The sequence below is a fragment of the Galbitalea sp. SE-J8 genome (assembly GCF_030345695.1).
Classification (GTDB): Bacteria; Actinomycetota; Actinomycetes; order Actinomycetales; family Microbacteriaceae; genus JAUASV01.
In genome coordinates this window covers 40,066-59,262 of record NZ_JAUASV010000006.1, presented here as the reverse complement: position 1 = coordinate 59,262, position 19,197 = coordinate 40,066, and the positions used below count along the sequence as shown (strand labels likewise).

General features: G+C 72.7%; 21 protein-coding genes. 14 read left to right on the top strand and 7 right to left on the bottom strand.

Annotated elements, in window-relative coordinates; translation table 11 throughout:
* The first annotated feature begins 21 nt into the window (after positions 1–21).
* Positions 22–756 (top strand): 4-hydroxy-tetrahydrodipicolinate reductase, encoded by a 735-nt coding sequence (gene dapB / locus QT381_RS06100; protein WP_353889756.1) that lies wholly within the window; start codon positions 22–24, stop codon positions 754–756.
* A 26-nt stretch (positions 757–782) separates the two neighbouring features.
* Entirely contained in the window at positions 783–1,205 is a 423-nt protein-coding gene (locus tag QT381_RS06095) for a hypothetical protein (protein WP_289247995.1), read from the top strand.
* Here QT381_RS06095 and QT381_RS06090 read toward each other — a convergent pair.
* The 4 genes from QT381_RS06090 to QT381_RS06075 all read right to left on the bottom strand — a co-directional run bounded on the left by QT381_RS06090 (position 1,171) and on the right by QT381_RS06075 (position 3,651).
* The gene (locus QT381_RS06090) at positions 1,171–2,070 is read right to left on the bottom strand and encodes a TIGR01777 family oxidoreductase (RefSeq protein WP_289247907.1); all 900 of its coding nucleotides are present in this window, start codon (positions 2,068–2,070) and stop codon (positions 1,171–1,173) included. The two genes, QT381_RS06095 and QT381_RS06090, sit on opposite strands and share 35 nt — an antisense overlap.
* A gap of 12 nt (positions 2,071–2,082) precedes the next feature.
* Complete coding sequence (locus QT381_RS06085) at positions 2,083–2,508, bottom strand: OsmC family peroxiredoxin (RefSeq protein ID WP_289247906.1); 426 nt, start codon at positions 2,506–2,508, stop codon at positions 2,083–2,085.
* A gap of 79 nt (positions 2,509–2,587) precedes the next feature.
* The gene (locus QT381_RS06080) at positions 2,588–3,091 is read right to left on the bottom strand and encodes a DUF4395 domain-containing protein (RefSeq protein WP_289247905.1); all 504 of its coding nucleotides are present in this window, start codon (positions 3,089–3,091) and stop codon (positions 2,588–2,590) included.
* Entirely contained in the window at positions 3,088–3,651 is a 564-nt protein-coding gene (locus tag QT381_RS06075; RefSeq protein ID WP_289247904.1) for a thioredoxin family protein, read from the bottom strand. The genes QT381_RS06080 and QT381_RS06075 overlap by 4 nt, the downstream gene beginning before the upstream one ends.
* Positions 3,652–3,847: 196 nt before the next feature.
* Here QT381_RS06075 and QT381_RS06070 point away from each other — a divergent pair, with 196 nt between their 5' ends.
* The 5 genes from QT381_RS06070 to QT381_RS06050 all read left to right on the top strand — a co-directional run bounded on the left by QT381_RS06070 (position 3,848) and on the right by QT381_RS06050 (position 8,874).
* A complete protein-coding gene (locus QT381_RS06070) occupies positions 3,848–4,177 on the top strand; it encodes a hypothetical protein (protein ID WP_289247903.1) in 330 nt (109 codons plus the stop codon).
* Between the two features lie 59 nt (positions 4,178–4,236).
* The gene (thyX, locus tag QT381_RS06065; RefSeq protein ID WP_289247994.1) at positions 4,237–4,935 is read left to right on the top strand and encodes an FAD-dependent thymidylate synthase; all 699 of its coding nucleotides are present in this window, start codon (positions 4,237–4,239) and stop codon (positions 4,933–4,935) included.
* Positions 4,936–5,138: 203 nt separating this feature from the next.
* Positions 5,139–5,993: an endonuclease domain-containing protein gene (locus tag QT381_RS06060; protein WP_289247902.1), complete on the top strand. Its 855-nt coding sequence runs from the start codon at positions 5,139–5,141 to the stop codon at positions 5,991–5,993.
* Positions 5,994–6,163: 170 nt separating this feature from the next.
* The gene (dapA, locus tag QT381_RS06055) at positions 6,164–7,141 is read left to right on the top strand and encodes a 4-hydroxy-tetrahydrodipicolinate synthase (protein WP_289247901.1); all 978 of its coding nucleotides are present in this window, start codon (positions 6,164–6,166) and stop codon (positions 7,139–7,141) included.
* Positions 7,142–7,203: 62 nt separating this feature from the next.
* The gene (locus tag QT381_RS06050) at positions 7,204–8,874 is read left to right on the top strand and encodes a ribonuclease J (RefSeq protein WP_289247900.1); all 1,671 of its coding nucleotides are present in this window, start codon (positions 7,204–7,206) and stop codon (positions 8,872–8,874) included.
* Between the two features lie 111 nt (positions 8,875–8,985).
* On the opposite strand, the gene QT381_RS06045 is transcribed toward QT381_RS06050, so the two are convergent.
* The 3 genes from QT381_RS06045 to QT381_RS06035 are packed head-to-tail and all read right to left on the bottom strand — an operon-like array spanning position 8,986 to position 12,050.
* Positions 8,986–9,594 carry a response regulator gene (locus QT381_RS06045; RefSeq protein WP_289247899.1) on the bottom strand — a complete coding sequence of 203 codons (609 nt, stop codon included), beginning with the start codon at positions 9,592–9,594 and terminating at the stop codon, positions 8,986–8,988.
* A gap of 25 nt (positions 9,595–9,619) precedes the next feature.
* Positions 9,620–11,392, bottom strand: a complete 1,773-nt coding sequence (locus QT381_RS06040; RefSeq protein WP_289247897.1) for a sensor histidine kinase — start codon at positions 11,390–11,392, stop codon at positions 9,620–9,622.
* Positions 11,385–12,050, bottom strand: coding sequence for a hypothetical protein (locus QT381_RS06035; protein ID WP_289247896.1), 666 nt, complete (start codon positions 12,048–12,050; stop codon positions 11,385–11,387). Before QT381_RS06035 ends, QT381_RS06040 begins: the two co-directional genes overlap by 8 nt.
* A 167-nt stretch (positions 12,051–12,217) precedes the next feature.
* Between QT381_RS06035 and QT381_RS06030 the strand changes: the two genes are divergently transcribed.
* The 7 genes from QT381_RS06030 to QT381_RS06000 all read left to right on the top strand — a co-directional run bounded on the left by QT381_RS06030 (position 12,218) and on the right by QT381_RS06000 (position 19,171).
* Positions 12,218–15,097, top strand: coding sequence for a DNA translocase FtsK (locus QT381_RS06030; protein WP_502877460.1), 2,880 nt, complete (start codon positions 12,218–12,220; stop codon positions 15,095–15,097).
* 1 nt (position 15,098) lies between these two features.
* Positions 15,099–15,716 carry a CDP-diacylglycerol--glycerol-3-phosphate 3-phosphatidyltransferase gene (gene pgsA / locus QT381_RS06025; protein ID WP_289247895.1) on the top strand — a complete coding sequence of 206 codons (618 nt, stop codon included), beginning with the start codon at positions 15,099–15,101 and terminating at the stop codon, positions 15,714–15,716.
* Positions 15,713–16,210 carry a CinA family protein gene (locus QT381_RS06020; RefSeq protein WP_289247992.1) on the top strand — a complete coding sequence of 166 codons (498 nt, stop codon included), beginning with the start codon at positions 15,713–15,715 and terminating at the stop codon, positions 16,208–16,210. Before pgsA ends, QT381_RS06020 begins: the two co-directional genes overlap by 4 nt.
* A 128-nt stretch (positions 16,211–16,338) precedes the next feature.
* A complete protein-coding gene (locus tag QT381_RS06015) occupies positions 16,339–16,653 on the top strand; it encodes a helix-turn-helix domain-containing protein (RefSeq protein ID WP_289247894.1) in 315 nt (104 codons plus the stop codon).
* Between the two features lie 159 nt (positions 16,654–16,812).
* Entirely contained in the window at positions 16,813–17,040 is a 228-nt protein-coding gene (locus QT381_RS06010; protein WP_289247892.1) for a DUF3046 domain-containing protein, read from the top strand.
* Between the two features lie 307 nt (positions 17,041–17,347).
* Positions 17,348–18,460: a recombinase RecA gene (gene recA, locus QT381_RS06005; protein ID WP_289247891.1), complete on the top strand. Its 1,113-nt coding sequence runs from the start codon at positions 17,348–17,350 to the stop codon at positions 18,458–18,460.
* A gap of 15 nt (positions 18,461–18,475) precedes the next feature.
* The gene (locus tag QT381_RS06000; RefSeq protein ID WP_289247890.1) at positions 18,476–19,171 is read left to right on the top strand and encodes a regulatory protein RecX; all 696 of its coding nucleotides are present in this window, start codon (positions 18,476–18,478) and stop codon (positions 19,169–19,171) included.
* Positions 19,172–19,197: the final 26 nt, after the last annotated feature.

Sequence of the window (19,197 nt, the reverse complement as noted above, 5' to 3'; positions counted from 1 at the left end):
CGGCACCCTACGATGGAGCCCATGGCAGCACGGGTAGCCGTCGTCGGCGCGAACGGTCGGATGGGGCGGCTCGTCACCCGCATCATCGAGGCCGCGGAGGACCTCGAGACGCACGCGCTCATCGGCTCCGGCGACAGCCTCGACGCGATCGCGGGGGCGGATGTCGTCGTCGACGTCACGGTGTCGCACGTCTCGCAGGGCGTCGTCGAGCGCGCGATCGCCGAGCGCATCCCGATCGTCGTCGGCACCTCGGGATGGAGCCGCGACCGGGTGGCGGCGCTCGCTCCGCTGCTCGGCGAGGAGCCGGCATCCGCGGTGCTCGTCATCCCCAACTTCTCGATCGGCAGCGTGCTCGCCACGAGCTTCGCCGCCCTCGCGTCGCGGTACTTCGACTCGATCGAGATCGTCGAGGCGCACCACGCCGGCAAGGTCGACTCGCCGTCGGGCACGGCGGTGCGCACCGCGGAGCTCATCGGCGAGGCGCGCAGCGGCATCGGGCCGGTCGCGGCACCGCACATCGACCAGCGCGCCCGCGGCGAGCAGGTGTGGAGCATCCCGATCCACAGCCTGCGGATGGCCGGGGTCGTCGCCAAGCAGGACGTGCTGTTCGGCGGCACCGGCGAGACCCTGACGATCTCGCACGAGACCCTCTCGTCGGACGCGTACGAGGCGGGCATCCTCGTCGCCGTGCGCGCCGCGCCGACCGTGCGGGGCATCGTCGTCGGGCTCGACAAGCTCATCGACCTCCGGACGTGAACCGGTCGCGCGGGGCGGCGCTCGTCATGGCGCTGCTCCTGCTGCTCTACCTGGTGTTCGCGATCTACTACGGCACCGTGTTCCTCCGCGTCGGCACGCCGGTCGCGGTCGGCATCGGGGTCGCGCTGCTCGTGCTGCCGCTCCTCGGCCTCTGGGCGCTCGTCGCCGAGCTGCGCTTCGGCATCCGCACCGAGCGCCTCGCGCGCCGGCTCGACGCCGAGGGCGGACTGCCCGCGGCGCTGCCCGCGCGCGCGAGCGGCCGCCCCGAGCGCGAGGCGGCGGATGCGGCGTTCGGCGCTTTCCGCGACGACGCGGAACAGCATCCGGACTCCTGGCGCGCGTGGTACCGGCTCGGTCTCGCGTACGACGCGAGCGGCGATCGCCGGCGCGCCCGCTGGGCGACCCGCGAGGCGCTCAGACTGTCGCGGACGGACCCCACGTCGCGCTGATCGCGCTCTCGATCGTCGAGTGCTCGAACACGAACCCGTCGGCGAGCAGCCGCTCGGGCACCGCCCGCTGGTCGCTCAGCAGCAGCTCGTGCGCGGCCCCGCCGAGCGCGGCGCGCAGCAGCGCGGACGGCACGACCCACGGATGCCACCGGTGCATCGCGCGCGCGAGCGCGTCGGTCGCGTCGGACGCCGTCGCGGGCGTCGGGCCCTCGAGGTTCACCGGCCCGGCCAGGTCGGAGGCGACCAGGTGCACGAGCGCGCGAGCCTCGTCGGCGAGCGCGATCCACGGCCAGTGCTGGGTGCCGGGGCCGAGCCGGCCCGCGAGGCCGAACCGGGTGAGCAGCTCGAGCGGGCCGAACGCGCCGCCGCGCCCGACGACGACGCCCGTGCGCGCCGTCACCACCCGCACGCCGTCGGGCGCGCCGTGCGCGGCGCGCTCCCAGCGGTCGACCACGTCGGCGAGGAAACCCTCGCCGCGCGGGCTGTCCTCGGTGAGCCGCTCGCCGGGCCGGTCGCCGTAGAACCCGACCGCCGACGCGTTGACGAGCACGGTCGGCGGTGCCGCGGCGCGCGCCATGGCGCGGGTCAGGGTCGTCGTCGCGTGCACGCGGGAGTGCAGGATCTCGCGCCGGTAGCGCGGCGTCCACGGCATCCGTGCGATCGGGGCGCCCGCGAGGTTGACGACCGCGTCGGCCGCGTCGATCAGCCGCGGATCGAGCGCGCCCGTCGCGGGGTCCCAGCGGTGCTGCTGCGGACGTGAGGGCGCCGCTCGGGTGAGCGTCGTAAGCGTGTGACCCGCGGCGGTCAGCGCATCGAGGAGCGCCGTGCCGACGAACCCGGACGCGCCGGCGACGAGAACGTGCACGGTCGCCGCCGCTCAGGCGAGCGACGCCTCCAGGGTGATCGGGATGCCGGCGAGCGCCTGCGACACCGGGCAGTTCTTCTTCGCGTCCTCCGCGAGCGCCTGGAACGCGGCGTCGTCGAGCCCGGGGACCTTCGCGCTCACGAGCAGGTGGCTGCCGGTGATGCCCTTGCCGGGCTCGAACGTGACCGCGGCGGTGACCTGCAGGCTCTCCGGCGCCGTGCCGTGCTCCGTAAGCGCGTTCGAGAAGGCCATCGAGTAGCACGCGGAGTGCGCGGCGCCGAGCAGCTCCTCGGGGTTCGTCTTGCCGGCCTCGCCCTCGCTGCGCGCCTTCCAGTCCACGGGGAACTCGGCGGCATCCGAGGTGTCGAGGCTCGTCGTGCCGTGGCCCTCGAAGAGGGATCCGAACCAGAGGGTGGTGGCTTCGCTCGTGATGGCCATGGGGCGCCTTTCGTCGGGGCTTTCCGCGCGGCGCGCGGCTCCGCGCTTCCGCGCGGCGATGCCCTCACCCTAGGACGGGTCAGGCCGTGGTCGCACCGTTCCTGCGGATGAGCCCCGTGCGCGCGAGCAGCAGGTAGATCTGGCAGCCGAGGCAGAACGCGAACACGCTGTTGAGGAATGCCGCGACGAACGCGAGCGCCGCCGCGACGACGATCGCCGTCGGCGCCTGCAACGCGAGACCGAGCGCGAGGCCCACGATCGTGATGACGAAGCCGACGCCCTGGGCGAAGGTCGGGGGAGCGGGGTCCTCGAGCTCGCTCGGCGGTGCGAGCCGGGGGCGCACGACGCGCTTGAAGAGCACGCCGTACGGGTGCCGACGGATGCCGGCGAACGCGCCCCACGCGAAGACGGCGACGATCGCGGCGAACAGGATCGTGCCGGCGAGCGTCGCGCCGCCGAGTTCGAGCGCGATGGTCACGAGCAGGAGGACCGCGGTGATGCCGGCGCCGAAGCGCGGGCCGCGCGGGTCGATGCCCGTTGCGGGGACGGACGTGGTCGTGGTGGGCGCGGCGGGGGTGCTCATGCGGCCTCTCCTTCGAGATGGGCGGGTGTGCCGGGGGTTGCGGGTGCGGCGGGGGTGCTGGCGGTTGTGGGGGTGCTGGCGGTTGTGGGTGTGCTGGCGGTTGCGGGGGTGCTGGCGGTTGTGGGGGTGCTGGCGGTTGCGGGGGTGCTGGCGGTTGCGGGTGGGGCGGGACGGATGCTGTCGATCGCCGCATAGACGGCGGTCGCGCGAGGTGCGCCCACGATCCGGGCACGGATGGCGCCGGTCTCGTCGAGTACGAGAGTCGTGGGCGTGGACAGCACGTGGAACCGGCTCGCGATCTCCGGCCGGTGCGTGACGTCGACATCGACGTGCGCGACCTCGTCGCGCTCGGCGGCGACGCGCTCGAGCACCGCGTGCGTCACGCGGCAAGGGGCGCACACCTCGGTCGAGAGCTGCAGCAGGGTCACGTCCGCACCGGGGGCCGCGAACTCGGCCGCCTCGCCGCGCGCGGAGCGCGCCCGGCCCTGCCGAGCGCGCCAGATCAGCCCGATCGCCGTCGACGCGGCGACGAGCGCGACGATCGTCACGAGCGCGGTCACGCGCCACACGGTAGGGCGCGCAGCCCGGCCAGGGGAAGACATGTGACGAGGTATGACGCCCGCCCGTGCCCCGCCCCGCCCCGCCCCGCCCTGCCCCGCCGGCGGCCAGCAACGGATTTCACGGATCCGCGCGGCGGATGGCCCTCCGAGCACCGTAAGCGTGTGACGTGGACCTCGCCCATCCGTGAGATCCGTTGTGCTGGTGCCGGTGCCGGTGCCGGTGCCGGTGCTGGTACTGGTACTGGTGCTGGTGCTGGTGCTGGTGCTGGTGCTGGTGCTGATGCTGGAGCGGGTGCTGGTACTGGTGCTGGTGCTGGTGCTGGTGCTGGTGCAGCGCGGGCGGCGGATGGCGGGTGGCGCGGAGGGCGGGCGGGGATCGACGGTGGAGGCACACTCGCGCGTCGACCGTGCGCCGCGCGGATGCCGACCGCACGTCGCCCGTGCGCCGCGGCACACGCGCGCGCGACCCGTGCGCCGCGCGGCACGGGTCGCGCGTCAGCCGTGCCCGGTAGCGTGTGGGCCGTGACCGACGCTGCCGTGCCGCCCGCCGCATCCGCTTCTCCCGAGCCCGTGTTCCGCTCGGACATGACCGTCGAGCTGGTGCGCTCGAGCGCCCACGACTCCGACGTGCTGTTCGCGGCGCGCGTGTCGACGCAGGGCGAGAAGACCCTGGACGCCGCGGCCGCCGGGACCGGTGCGACCGACCGCGACCGTGGGCTCATCAACTACCTGATGCGCGACCGGCACGGCTCGCCGTTCGAGCACAACTCGATGACGTTCTACGTGCAGGCGCCGATCTTCGTGTTCCGCGAGTTCATGCGGCACCGCATCGCGTCGTACAACGAGGAGTCGGGCCGGTACCGCGAGATGCGTCCGGTGTTCTACGTGCCGGGTCCGGAGCGCAACCTCGTGCAGCAGGGCAAGCCCGGCGCGTACGACTTCGCGCCCGGCACCGCCGAGCAGACCGCGACCGCGCAGTGGGAGGCGCGCGAGATCGCGACCGCCGCATACGCCTCGTACCAGCGGATGCTCGATGCCGGCATCGCGCGCGAGGTCGCCCGGATCGTTCTGCCGCTCTCGCTGTACTCCTCGATGTACGTGACGATGAACGCTCGCTCGCTGATGAACTTCCTGTCACTGCGCACGAAGCGGGAGGGGTCGCACTTCCCGTCGTTCCCGCAGCGGGAGATCGAGCTCGTAGCGGAGCAGATGGAACGGCACTTCGCCGAGCTGATGCCCCTGACGTACGAGGCGTTCGAGAAGAACGGCCGCGTCGCGCCGTAGCCCGCCCCGCACCCGCCCCGGCTCACCCCCGCACCCGCACCCGCACCCGCACACAACGGATTTCACGGAGATCCGGCCACCTTTCCCCACGAGTACTGGGCTATCGAGGGTGCTGCTCCTCCACATCCGTGAGATCCGTTGTTCGCGCACAGATCGTCGCGTCCGCGGAACGCGCGCATCGCGGTGCGGGCACCGTGCCGCCCATGACTCTGCACGACGTGATCACCAGGTTCCACGGCATCGTCGCCACCCACGAGCTGCTCGCTGCGGGGTGGTCGGAGGGCGGCATCCGCTGGGCGCTCAAGCTCGGCGTCATCTCGCGAATCCGCAAGGGGTGGTACTGCGAGCCGCACCTGCATCCGGACGTTCAGCGAGCGGCACGCGTGGGCGGACGGCTCACGTGCGAATCGCTCGCGGTGCGGCTGGCGCTCTGGGTGCCCGAGACCGACGGGCGCCTGCACGTCGCGGTGCTGCCCGATCGAACGCAGTTGCGGCGCCACGATCGGCACGACGTGCGGCTCTCCGAGCGCCCGGATGCCCGGGTCGTCGTGCACTGGACGTCCCGCCGCACCGGATCCCGCATCCACGTCGACATCATCGACATGGTCGTCGACCTGTGCGACTGCCGGCCGCCCTGGTTCGTCTTCATCGTCGCCGAGTCCGCCCTCAATCGCGGCAATCTGTCCCGTGGCGAGCTCGAGCGCTCCCTCGACCGTGTGCCTCCGTCACACCGTCGCCTGCTGGGCGTGGCCGGCGTGCTGTCGGAGAGCGGCGGCGAGTCGGCTTTCGCGCTGATCCTGATCGAACTCGGGTTCGAGGTCGTGCAGCAGGTGTGGATCGGGCGCGACCGGGTGGACTTCCTCGTCGGCGAGCGCCTGGTGGTGGAGATCGACGGGCGGGCATACCACGATCGAGCGCGCGACAACCGCCGGGACGGCCGCCTCATCCGTGCACGGATGCATGTGCTGCATTTCGATTCCGACATGGTGCTGCACGAACGCGACGACGTGGTCGCGACCTTTCTCGCCGCGATCGCCCGCAACGAGCACCGCGCCTGAGCGCAGCGAGCACCCGGGGCGGCCCCGCCCCCCGCAACGGATCTCACGGATAAACAGCACCACGATCACAGCCCAGGCGGGCTGCACCCCCTCCGCCCGGCGAATCTCCGTGAAATCCGTTGCTGCGGGGGCAGGCGCCCGCCCGCGCCGCGCGCCGGTACGCTGAACGGGTGACTGAGACGCCCTCCCCGTTCGGACAGGTGCTCGTCGCGCTCGTGACCCCGTTCACGGCCGACGGCGAGGTCGACTGGCCCGGCGTCGAGAAGCACATCGACCGCGTCATCAGCGACGGCGCCGACGGCATCGTCGTCACCGGCACGACCGGTGAGACGAGCACGCTGACGGATGCCGAGAAGCTCCGCCTCGTCGAGGTCGCGAAGAGCGTGAGCGCCGGCCGCGCGAAGATCATCACGGGCGGCGGATCGAACGAGACCGCGCACGCGATCGAGCTCTACAGGGCGAGCGAGAAGGCCGGCGCCGACGCCGTCATGATCGTCACGCCGTACTACAACAAGCCGACGCAGGCCGGCATCCTGACGCACTTCCGGATGATCGCGGATGCCACCGACCTGCCCGTGATCCTCTACGACATCCCCGGCCGCACCGGCGTGCCGATCCGATACGAGACGATCCTGCGCGCCGCGAAGCACCCCAACATCCTCGCCGTGAAGGATGCGAAGGGCGACTTCGCGGAGGTGAGCCGCGTGCTCAACCAGACCGACCTGATGTACTTCTCGGGCGACGACAGCAACGTGCTGCCGCACCTCGCGATCGGCGCGGTCGGCCTCATCGGCGTGACGGCGAACATCGCGAGCGCGCCCTACCGGCGCATCGTCGACGCCGTGAACCGCGGCGACCTGCACGCCGCCACGAAGGAGCACCGGGCGCTCGAGCCGCTCGTGCGCGCGGTGATGACGCACGTGCCCGGCACGGTCGCGGCGAAGTACATCCTGCACGGGCTCGGGCGCATCGACAGCCCGCGCGTGCGCCTCCCGCTCGTCGGTCCGGAGGACCACGAGGCGGCCGTCATCGAGGACGAGTTCGCCCTCGTCGGGCCCATCGACGGGGTCGACCTGTCGAACTTCCGCCCGGATCGCAACGCCGCCGCCGGCGGCGCGCTGCCCAAGGTCGCGGGCACCACCCGCTGACCCAGCCCCTCAGACCTGAACCGGGGGCTCGCGGCCCCGAGGATCCGACACCGAAGGACCGAATGCCCACCACCGTCTACACGCCTGCCCCGCTCCGTCCCGGCACCCTCCGCGTCACGCCCCTCGGCGGTCTCGGGGAGGTGGGCCGCAACATGACCGTGTACGAGCAGGACGGCAAGCTGCTCGTCGTCGACTGCGGCGTGCTGTTCCCCGAGGAGACCCAGCCCGGCGTCGACCTGATCCTGCCCGACTTCTCGCCGATCAAGGACCGGCTGGATGACATCGTCGGCATCGTGCTCACGCACGGTCACGAGGACCACATCGGCGCCGTGCCCTACCTGCTGCGCCTGCGCCGCGACATCCCGCTGATCGGGTCGACGCTGACCCTCGCCCTCGTCGAGGCGAAGCTCAAGGAGCACCGCATCACGCCGTACTCGCTCACCGTGGCCGCGGGCCAGGTGGAGCAGCTCGGCCCGTTCGAGTGCGAGTTCGTGGCCGTCAACCACTCGATCCCGGATGCGCTCGCGGTCGCGATCACGACATCCGCCGGCCGCGCCCTGCACACCGGCGACTTCAAGATGGACCAGCTGCCGCTCGACGGCCGCATCACCGACCTGCGCGCGTTCGCGAGGATCGGCGAGAAGGGCGTCGACCTGTTCCTGCCCGACTCGACGAACGCGGATGTCCCGGGGTTCACGCCGCTCGAGCGCGACATCGGTCCCGTGATCGAGTCGGTGATGGCGAAGGCGAAGCGCCGGGTCATCGTCGCGAGCTTCTCGAGCCACGTGCACCGCGTGCAGCAGGTGCTCGACGCGGCCGCGGCGAACGGCCGCAAGGTCGTGCTCATGGGCCGCTCGATGGTGCGCAACATGGGCATCGCGGCCGACCTCGGGTATCTCAAGGTGCCCGAGGGGGTGCTGCTCGACCTCAAGAGAGCGGGCGACGTGCCCGAGGACAAGATCGTCTACATGTCGACCGGCAGCCAGGGCGAGCCGATGGCGGTGCTGGCACGGATGGCGAACCTCGACCACCAGATCACGCCCGGTCCCGGCGACACGGTGATCCTCGCAAGCTCCCTCATCCCGGGCAACGAGAACGCCGTTTACCGGGTGATCAACGGGCTCATGAAGCTCGGCGCGAACGTCGTGCACAAGGGCAACGCGAGGGTGCACGTCTCGGGCCACGCGGCCGCGGGCGAACTGCTCTACTGCTACAACATCCTGAAGCCGAAGAACGTGCTGCCCGTGCACGGCGAGGTGCGCCACCTCGTCGCGAACGCGGCTCTCGCCGAGCAGTCCGGGGTGCCGAACGCGATCGTGGCCGAGAACGGCACCGTGGTCGACGTGCGCGACGGCGAGGCGACCGTGGTCGGGCAGCTCGACCTCGGCTACGTCTACGTCGACGGCTCGAGCGTCGGCGAGATCACGGATGCCGACCTGAAGGACCGCCGCATCCTCGCCGAGGAGGGCTTCATCTCCATCTTCGTGGCGATCGACGCGCAGACCGGCCGGGTGATCGTGGGTCCGGAGATCCAGGCGCGCGGCTTCGCCGAGGACGAGAAGGTCTTCGACGGCGTGCTGCCGGCGGTGCGCAAGGCGCTCGAGGATGCCGCGGCCAACGGCACGCGCGACACGTACGTCTTCCAGCAGGCGATCCGCCGCACGGTGGGCCGCTGGGTCAACGTGACGCACCGCCGCCGGCCGATGATCGTGCCGGTCGTCATCGAGGCGTGACCCGGCGGCATCCGGGGTGACCGCGGGCCGCGATCGGGGCGAGCAGCGGCGACGGCGGCCCGTGCCCCGCGTGACGGGGCGGCGTGCTCGCCGCGCGGTTCGAGAGCGGGATCAGCGCTCGCGAAGCATCCGTGCCGCGTCGTGCCGGCTCGCGGCGCCGAGCTTGAGCCGGAGCGCGGCGACGTAGTTCGCGACCGTCTTGTCGGAGATCCCCAGCCGAGCGGCGATCGCGCGATTGCCCAGTCCGTGGGTGAGCAGGGCCGCGACGTCCCGCTCCCGCTCGGTGAGGCCGTCGCTCTCGCGCGGCGCACCGTGGTCGACGGAAGAGGGCAGCGTGACGCCGGAGCCGATCAGCCGCGCGCCGGTCTCGGTCGCGTGGAGGGCGGCGAGGATCTCGCTGGGCGGTGCGTCCTTGAGCACGTACCCGTCCGCGCCGGCGTCGAGTGTCTCGCGCACCGTGCTGTCATCGTCGAACATCGTGAGCACCACGACGCGCACGCCGGGAGACTCGGCGAGGATCCGTCCCATCGCCCGGATGCCGTGCAGCTCCGGCAGTCCAAGGTCGAGCACGACCAGGTCGGGCGCGAGCTCGCGCGCAGCCTCCACCGCCTCGGTGCCGCTTGCCGCCTCGCCGACGATCTCGAACCCCTCGCCGCTGAGCAGGTAGGCGAGCCCGCGCCGGAACAGCGGATGGTCGTCGACGAGCAGCACGCGCGTCACCGGCGGACCTCCGCCGGGCGACCCGTCACGATCGGCAGCACCGCCTCCACGAGCACGCCCCCGCCGGGCCGGGTCGACACGCCCGCCCGCCGACCGCCCCGGCGCGCTCGCGGATGGAGGCGAGGCCCAGTCCGGGCGCTCCGCCCGGGTCGAGGCCGATGCCGTCGTCGGTGACGCGCAGCACGAGGGCCGGAGGATCGCCCGCGACCTCGAGCCGCACCTCGCAGTGCTGCGCCGAGGCGTGCCGTCGCACGTTCGCGACGGCCTCCTGCGCGATGAGCAGCGCCGCGACCTCGACGGCCGCCGGGAGCGGCGCCGGGAGCGCGGATGCGGACAGCGACACCGCCGGCGCCGCCCCGCGGTCCGGGCCCATCGACTCGCGGATCGCCGCGACGAGTCCGCGGTCGTCGAGCGCGGGCGGCCGGAGTCCGTAGGCCATCGCCCGCACGCGCGCCCCCGTGGCGCGGATCTCCTCCTCGAGCAGCTCGACGCGCGCCGCGAGCGCGCCGGCCGGCATCCGTCGCGCGATCCCGCTCGCGGACAGCGCGAGCCCTACGATCGCCGGGGCGATGTCGTCGTGCAGATCGCGCCGCAGCCGTCGCCGCTCCTGCTCGGCGGCCTCGACGATGCGGGCCCGGGCGTCGACGAGGTCGGTGAGCACCGCTGCGCCGTGCAGAGCGGGTGCCGCGCGACGGACGAGCTCGTGCAGCACCTCGCGGTCCCGCGGGGTGAGCGTGCTCTCGCCGGGGCGCGGCGCGATGCGGAGCGTCGCGACCGGCGTGTCCCGGTACCGCACGGGGAGGTCGTGCGCGGCGTCGCCGGCGCCCACCCGCGCCGGGCGGAGGCCGCGTCCATCCACCTCGGCCATCGGCGATCCGAGCACCTCGACGGCGACCTCGGCGAGGATGCGCGGGGCGTCCCCGGCGTCACCGGACGCGTTGAGCCGATCCGCGAGGATGCGCCCGGCCCGCGCGGCTCCGGATCGGCCGCCGCGCACGAGCCGGTCGCCGAGACGGCGCGACAGGGTCCAGGCCGGGATGGCTCCGGCCGCGGCGGCGACGATCGCGGCGCCCGCCGTGAGCGTCGACGACCCGAGCGCGGCGGCGAGCCAGGTCGCGGCGCCCGCGAGCACGGCGACGGCGACCGCGGTGAGCTCGACGGTCAGCACCGCGCGGAGCAGCGTGTCGACGGGAAGCAGGCGCGGCCGCACGAGTCCGAGCGTGAGAGCGACGGGCATCGCGAGCACGACGAGGCCGAAGGCGACGGTCGGGATCGGCCCGAGCGCGTACACGGTCCCGTGCCCGGTGAAGCGCGTCGCGAGCAGGAACGGGATCGATCCGCCGAACGTGACGAGGGCGCCGAGCACGCCCCAGCGCACGCTCTCGCGCTCCTCGGTCGAGAGCCGGCGACGGTAGCGATGCACGAGCACGGCGACGAGAGCGATCTCGAGCGCGACCGCGAGCTGCCACCAGCCGCCGAGCGTGACCCGCTGCGGCAGCAGCGCCGAGGCGATCGCGATCGCCAGATACAGCGCGAGCGGCGCCGCGAGCCACCGCGACGTGAGCCGGCCCCCGGGAAAGGTCGTGAGCACGAGCGCATAGCCGGCGACGTTCAGCCCGCCTTCGACGCCACCCGGGAGGAACCACGCGATGCTCGCTCCCGCGAGGAGCAGGGCGACCCCGAGGCCCGCGGGCCACGCGCGCGGATGCCGCCACACCCGCACGACGACGAGCGCGGCGAGGGGCGCGGCGATCGCCGTTGCGATGGCCGCGCTCACCTCCGGCAGCTGGTCAGGCATCCTGGGCCCATTGTCCGCTCTTCCGTGCGCGCACGAGCGCGGTCACCCCGAGGAGCGCGAAGAGCGGCACGTAGAGGAACTGGCTCGGCAGGAAGTCGGCAATCCCGGTCGCGAGCGCAATGACGGCCGCGAGCACGAGCGCGATGATCGCAACGGCGCGCGGGAGCACCTCGCGGCCCGCGGCGACGAGCCAGAGCGCCCAGAGGGCGACGCCGACCGCGCCGAGCGTCAGCGTCTGCGACGCGAGCACGTTGATGGCCCACACGGCGGCGCGCTGGGCGCCCTCATCCGCCCCCGTCTCCGTGAGGTTCGCGGTGACGAAGCTGTACATGGCGCGCGAACCCGTGGCGACGAGCAGGAAGCCGAGGGCTCCAGCCACACCCGCCGCCGACCCGAGTCGCCGGCCGAGTCCCGGACGGCCGAGGCCCGCGAGCGCGAGCGTGAGCACGCCGACCGCCACCCCGATCGCGCCGAAGGTGAGGTAGCCGAACACGCCGAGGCCGAGGTTCGCCCCGACCTGTGCCGGAGTCGGGTAGTCGTCGAGCGTCGCCGCGCCGTTCTCGACGAGCCCGCGGATCGCGGGGATGGCGATGTAGCCGGCGGTCGCCACGAGGGCCGAGGCGCCGGCGGTGCGGTAGGCGATGGTCGTGGAGGTCATGGCGGAATCCGTTCTGCGTGCCGGATCGGGTCCGGATGCGGCAAGCGAATCGTCCGGGATTCCCGGGAGGCCAGTGCGACGCGGTCCCGATCGGCGGCGTGAGGCGCGCCCGCGGACACGCGCTCGGCCTCCCGGGGTCCGCGACCCGCTGCGGTTAGCGTGGACGCATGCCCACGAGTAGCCGTACGTCGTCGCGCTCCGCCGCGCCCGCGCGCGGTCGCGCCGCGGGCTCCCGAACCCAGGCGACGACGAAGCTGAGCACCTCGAATGCGAAGGCCGCGAACGCCGCCAACGCGAAGACGAAGCGGATGCCGAGGCAGCCCGCCGCGTCGGCCTACGACCCGGACCGGCCAGGGCTCCTGACGAGTGCGTGGCTCGGGATGGCGCACGTCGTGGGCGGAGCGGCCCGTGTGCTCGGGCAGGAGACCTTCACGAAGGAGGAGCGCCGCGACGGCGTGCCGTTCTTCATCGTGCTGCTCGCGGTCGCCGGCATCGTGGTCGAGTGGTTCAACCCGACCGATCCCGTCGCGATCGCCCTCGACGCGTGGACGTTCGGCGGACTCGTCGGCCGGGTCGCGTCCGCGCTGCCGGTGATCATGCTGGTGTTCGCGGTCTGGCTGTTCCGGCATCCGCGCAGCGTGCACGACAACCGGCGGATCGGCATCGGCGTCGGCGTGCTGATCGGCGCGATCGGCGCGCTGTGCCAGGTGTTCGGCGGCTCGCCGAGTCCGTCCGACGGCATGCCCGTGCTCGCCACGGCGGGCGGACTGGTCGGCTGGATCGTGACCTGGCCGTTCGTGGCGCTCGGCGCCGCCTGGCTGTCCGTGCCGCTGTCGATCGTGGTCGGCATCCTGTCGCTGTTCATCGTCACGAAGACGCCGCCGAACCGCGTCGGCGACCGCGTGCGCGAGGCCTGGGCGTACCTGTTCGGCACGGAGCTGCCCGAGCGCGCGCCGCGGACCGGGAAGCCGACGACGGATGCCACGGGCGAGCTGCCGATCGGCACCCTGTCGGACCTCGGGCTCGACACCGAGGACCCCGAGAGCATGCCGTGGTGGCGCCGGGCGAAGCCGAAGAAGACCGAGGAGCCCGCGTTCGACACGCCCGTCGTCGGCGCTGACGCGCTCACCGACGTCATCGGCCAGGGTACCGGAGGCGATCTCACCGAGGTGCTCGCCGGCGCCCGTCCGCCGCGCGAGCCCGACGCGTTCGACATCGCGCTGCTCGACGAGCTCGACCGTGCGGAGAGCGCCGTGAAGCGGTTCACGGGCGAGGTCGCGGTCGGCCAGACCGGGGTGCGCGAGGACGCCGGCGGCGTGCTGCCGGGCTTCGCGACGACCGCGTCGGAGAAGGGCGCGGCGGGCGAGTTCGACGAGGCGGCGCCCGCGCCGGGCGTCGGGGCGGCATCGCCCGCGGCATCCGCGTCGGCGCGCAAGCCGTACCGCCTGCCGGACCCGGCGACCCTCTCGTCGGGCACCCCGCCGAAGGCCCGCAGCGCCGACACCGACCAGGTGATCGCCTCGATCACGAGCGTGCTCGACCAGTTCGGCGTCGACGCGAAGGTCACCGGGTTCAGCCGCGGTCCGTCGGTGACGCGCTACGAGCTCGAGCTCGGCCCCGGCGTCAAGGTCGAGCGCGTCACGGCGCTCGCGAAGAACATCTCCTACGCGGTCGCGTCGAACGAGGTCACCATCCTCTCGCCGATCCCCGGCAAGAGCGCGATCGGTGTCGAGATCCCGAACAAGGACCGCGAGATCGTCTCGCTCGGCGACGTGCTGCGCTCGAACGCCGCGACCAAGAGCGAGCACCCGATGACGATCGGCCTCGGCAAGGACGTCGAGGGCGGCTTCGTCGTCGCGAACCTCGCCAAGATGCCCCACCTGCTCGTCGCCGGGTCCACCGGCTCGGGCAAGTCGAGCTTCGTCAACTCGATGATCACGAGCGTGCTCATGCGGGCCAAGCCCGCCGAGGTGCGGATGGTGCTCATCGACCCGAAGCGCGTCGAGCTGTCGATCTACTCCGGCGTGCCGCACCTCATCACGCCCATCATCACGAACCCGAAGAAGGCGGCCGAGGCGCTCGCCTGGGTCGTCAAGGAGATGGACCTGCGCTACGACGACCTCGCGTCGTTCGGGTTCCGGCACATCGACGACTTCAACCGCGCGGTGCTGGCGGATGAGATCAAGCTCCCGGCGGGCAGCGAGCGCACGCTGCAGCCCTACCCCTACCTGCTCGTCGTCGTCGACGAGCTCGCCGACCTCATGATGGTGGCGCCGCGCGACGTGGAGGACTCGATCGTGCGCATCACCCAGCTCGCGCGCGCGTCGGGCATCCACCTCGTGCTCGCGACGCAGCGCCCGTCGGTCGACGTCGTCACGGGCCTCATCAAGGCCAACGTGCCGTCGCGCCTCGCCTTCGCGGTGTCGTCGATGACTGACAGCCGCGTCATCCTCGACCAGCCGGGCGCCGACAAGCTCATCGGCCAGGGCGACGCGCTGTTCCTGCCGATGGGCTCGAGCAAGGCGATCCGCGTGCAGGGCGCGTGGGTCAACGAGAGCGAGGTCGCCGCGGTCGTGGAGCACGTCATCGCCCAGGCGCAGCCGGAGTACCGGCAGGACGTCGAGGCGGTCGCGGAGAAGAAGGAGATCGACGCCGACATCGGCGACGACCTCGAGCTGCTGCTCGCCGCCGCGGAGCAGATCATCTCCACGCAGTTCGGCTCGACGTCGATGCTCCAGCGCAAGCTCCGCGTCGGATTCGCGAAGGCCGGGCGCCTCATGGACCTGCTCGAGTCGCGCGAGATCGTCGGCCCCTCGGAGGGCTCGAAGGCGCGCGACGTGCTCGTCACGCCCGAGGAGCTGCCGGCCGTGCTCGCGCGCCTGCGCGGCGAGGAGCCGCCCGCGGCATCCGTCGCTCCCGCCCCTGCACCGGGGGGTTCGCCGAACGCCGCAGGGGCGGACCGGGTCGAGGCGCAGTTCGCCGGTTACGATGTGGTCGACTCGGACGAGGGTTCCGAGGATGCCTGGCAGTTGACCGATCGGGACTGATGTGACCTCCGCGCCCGCGCGTTCGAACTGGTTCGCGGGGCGCTTCCTCGCCGCCGGCGAGACGCCCGCGAGCCCCGCGAACATCGCGAACGTCATCACGGTCGTGCGCATCCTGCTCGCTCCGGTGTTCATCGCCCTCGTGCTCATCGACGACGGTGCCGGGGGAGCGCTGCGCTGGGTCGCGGCGGTCGTCTTCGTCGTCGTCATCGCGACGGATGCGCTCGACGGCCACCTCGCCCGCAGCCGCAACCTCGTCACCGACATCGGCAAGATCCTCGACCCGATCGCCGACAAGGTGCTCACGGGTGGCGCGCTCGTCGCCCTGTCGATCCTCGGCGAGCTGTGGTGGTGGGTGACGATCGTGATCCTCGTGCGCGAGTTCGGCATCACGGTGTTCCGCTTCATCGCGCTGCGCGACCGGGTCATCCCGGCCTCGCGGGGCGGCAAGATCAAGACCTGGGTGCAGTCGGTCGCGATCACGGTGGCGCTCATGCCGCTCGCTGCGGCGCTGCCGTGGTGGGGCTGGCTCGCCGCGATCCTGCTCGGCGCCGCGCTCGTGCTCACCGTCGTCACGGGCGCCGACTACCTGTGGCAGGCGTGGCGCCGCAACCGGTCATGACGACGGATGCCGCGCTCAGCGCGCGCGTCGTGGCGCTCGCGGCGGAGCGCGGCCTTCGCATCGCGGTCGCCGAGTCGCTCACCGGCGGGCTGCTCACGGCCGCGATCGTCGCGACGTCCGGCGCCTCCCGCGTGCTGTCGGGCGGTGTGGTCGCCTACGACACGGCGATCAAGCGCTCCGTGCTCGGCGTCGACGCGGCGCTGCTCGCCGAGCGCGGCGCGGTCGACCCCGAGGTGGCGCGCCGGATGGCGGACGGCGTGCGCGTCGCCCTCGCGGTCGACGGGCGGCCCGCGGACCTCGGCGTCGCGACGACGGGCGTCGCGGGTCCCGACCCGCAGGACGGCAAGCCCGTGGGCCTCGTCTACGTCGGGATCGCGGTCGGGGAGCGCGTGACGGCGGTCGAGCTGCGCCTCGACGGCGGCCGGGACGGCATCCGTTCCGCGGTCGTCTCGGCGGCGCTCGCGCGCCTCGCCGAGGCCCTCGAGAGCGCGTGAGCCGACCCGGCTCAAGCTGGGGGAATACCGGCGGTTTCCATCTCGTTACGAAACGTGCGTTCACAACGTCGATGCAGGTGATCGAATTAGAGTTCTCGGTACCGCACGATGAGACAGGGAGGGATCACATGGTTCTGGTACGTCAGGAGATCGGAGACGTCCTGCGTGATGTCCGCCTGCAGAAGGGTCGCACGCTGCGCCAGGTCGCGAGCAAGGCGAGCGTCGCGCTCGGCTACCTGAGCGAGGTCGAGCGGGGTCAGAAGGAGGCGTCGAGCGAGATCCTCGCCTCGGTCGCCGACGCGCTCGACACGCCCATCTCGACCATCATGCGCGAGGTCGGCGACCGGCTGGCCGTGCTCGAGGGGCTCTCGCCCATCCCGGACACGCTGCCCGACGAGCTCGTGGCCGAGTTCGACGACGAGAGCGAGCTCGTCTCGCGCTGAGCGGACGCACGAGCGTCGGAACGGATGCCCCGGGCCCGAGCGGCCCGGGGCATCCGTCGTTCGTCGTGGGCGTCTCGTCGGCGGTCCGCGGCGACCGGGCGTGAGCGGCCGGCGGGTCGGGCGTCGGCGGTCGCGGCGAGGCCTTCGTAGGATCGACGGATGCGGTTGAGCGAGTTCCGGTTCGCGATGGACGAGGAGTTCGGCGCGGCGCACGCGCGCGTGCTCGAGCACGACCTCGTGCTGCGCGCGCTGGGGGAGCGCACGGCCACCGAGGCGCTCGCGGGCGGGGTGCCGGTGCGCGACGTGTGGCTCGCGATCTGCGAGGCGCAGGGCGTCGCGCCCTCCCGCCGTCACGGCCGCGGACGCCCGAAGCCCCCGAGCGAGTAGGACGTTCTCGTCGATCGACGCGACATCCGAAGAGAGCGCTCGTTGCCCCGTTGCTCCGTGCGTCACGGCGACACGCCGAGCCCGGTGATGCTCGAACATCTGTTCGATACGGGCGTAGTCTCCTCCACAACGTCTTTCGAAGACGGGTTGTGCGCACGAACCGCGCGGCGCCGACGCGATGTCGGCGGCCGCGCGTAGCGTCGCACGCAACCAACAGCCTTTGCCGGGAGGCTGCGGACCCTGCTCCATCGGTCCGCGGAGTATCGGCAGCCTATGGGCGGCCACATCGACGCTGAGAGGAACAGCAATGGCAGGCAACGACCGCGAGAAGGCCCTCGAGACCGCACTCGCACAGATCGACCGACAGTTCGGCAAGGGGTCCGTCATGCGCCTCGGGAGCGACGAGCGCGCCCCCGTCGCCGTCATCCCGACGGGCTCGGTGGCGCTCGACGTGGCGCTCGGCATCGGCGGCATCCCGCGCGGCCGCATCATCGAGATCTACGGTCCGGAGTCGTCGGGCAAGACGACCCTCACGCTGCACGCGATCGCGAACGCCCAGAAGAACGGCGGCATCGCCGCGTTCATCGACGCGGAGCACGCGCTCGACCCGGAGTACGCCAAGAAGCTCGGCGTCGACATCGACGCGCTGCTCGTGTCGCAGCCCGACACCGGTGAGCAGGCGCTCGAGATCGCCGACATGCTCGTGCGCTCGGGCTCGATCGACCTCATCGTCATCGACTCGGTCGCAGCGCTCGTGCCCCGTGCCGAGATCGAGGGCGAGATGGGCGACGCGCACGTCGGCCTCCAGGCCCGCCTGATGTCGCAGGCGCTCCGCAAGCTCACGGGCGCGCTGAGCTCGACGAACACGACGATGATCTTCATCAACCAGCTGCGCGAGAAGGTCGGCGTGTTCTTCGGCAGCCCCGAGACCACCTCCGGCGGCAAGGCGCTCAAGTTCTACGCCTCCGTGCGCCTCGACATCCGCCGCATCGAGACCCTCAAGGAGGGCACGGATGCGGTGGGCAACCGCACGCGCGTCAAGGTCGTCAAGAACAAGATGGCGCCGCCGTTCAAGCAGGCGGAGTTCGACATCCTGTACGGCGGCGGCATCTCGCGCGAGGGCAGCCTCATCGACTACGGCGTGGACCAGGGCATCGTCAAGAAGTCGGGCGCCTGGTACACCTACGACGGCGACCAGCTCGGGCAGGGCAAGGAGAACGCGCGTCGCTTCCTGATCCAGAACGCCGACATCGCGGACGAGATCGAGCGCAAGATCTTCCTCAAGCTCGGCATCGGCGCGGAGGCGAAGGCCGAGAACGAGCGGCTCGCGCGCGTCGAGGCGGAGGCCGAGGCCAAGGCGGCGAAGGCCGCCGCGAAGGAGCCCACCGGCCCGAAGCTGCTCACCGCCGTCGGCGACTGACCGGCGCACGACGAGATGACCGACGAGCGCTCCGGCGACCGACTCGCGCCCGTGACCTACCTCTTCGGTCGCGGGTCCGGGCCGGCGCCGGAGCGTCCGTCGTCGGTCCGGCGGCCCGACGGCGACGCCTGGGCGATCCCGGGGCTCGCGCCCGACGGCACACCGGCGACCCCGCTCGATGCCGACGAGCCCGGGCCCGACGATCGCGACGCGCGCCGCGCCCACCACACCGGCCTGAACGCGCTCGCGCGCCGCGGCATGTCGGTCGCCGAGATGCGGGCGCTGCTCGAGAAGCGCGAGCTGCCCGCGGACGCGATCGAGATCGAGATCGAGCGGCTCGAGGGTTCCGGTCTGCTCGACGACGCGGCGCTCGCGGAGACGCTCGTGCGCACCCTGCACGACCGCAGACGGCTCGGGCGATCGGCGATCGCGGCAGAGCTGTCGCGCCGCCGCATCCCGGCCGATCTCGCACGGCCCGCGCTCGAGGCCCTCGACGGCGACGATGAGCTCGCGCTCGCGACCGAGGTCGCGCTCAAGCGCGCGGCCCAGCTGCGCGGCTACGACGACGAGACGGCGAGGCGCCGGCTCGCGGGCTACCTGCAGCGCCGCGGCTACTCCGGCTCGACCGTGTCCGCCGCGACCCGCGCGGCCCTCGACGAGCGCCGCGGCGGCGCCCGCGGCCGCACGAGCACCGGTCCGCGCTTCGAGTGAGGCCCCGGCGCCCCGGGCCGCTGGCA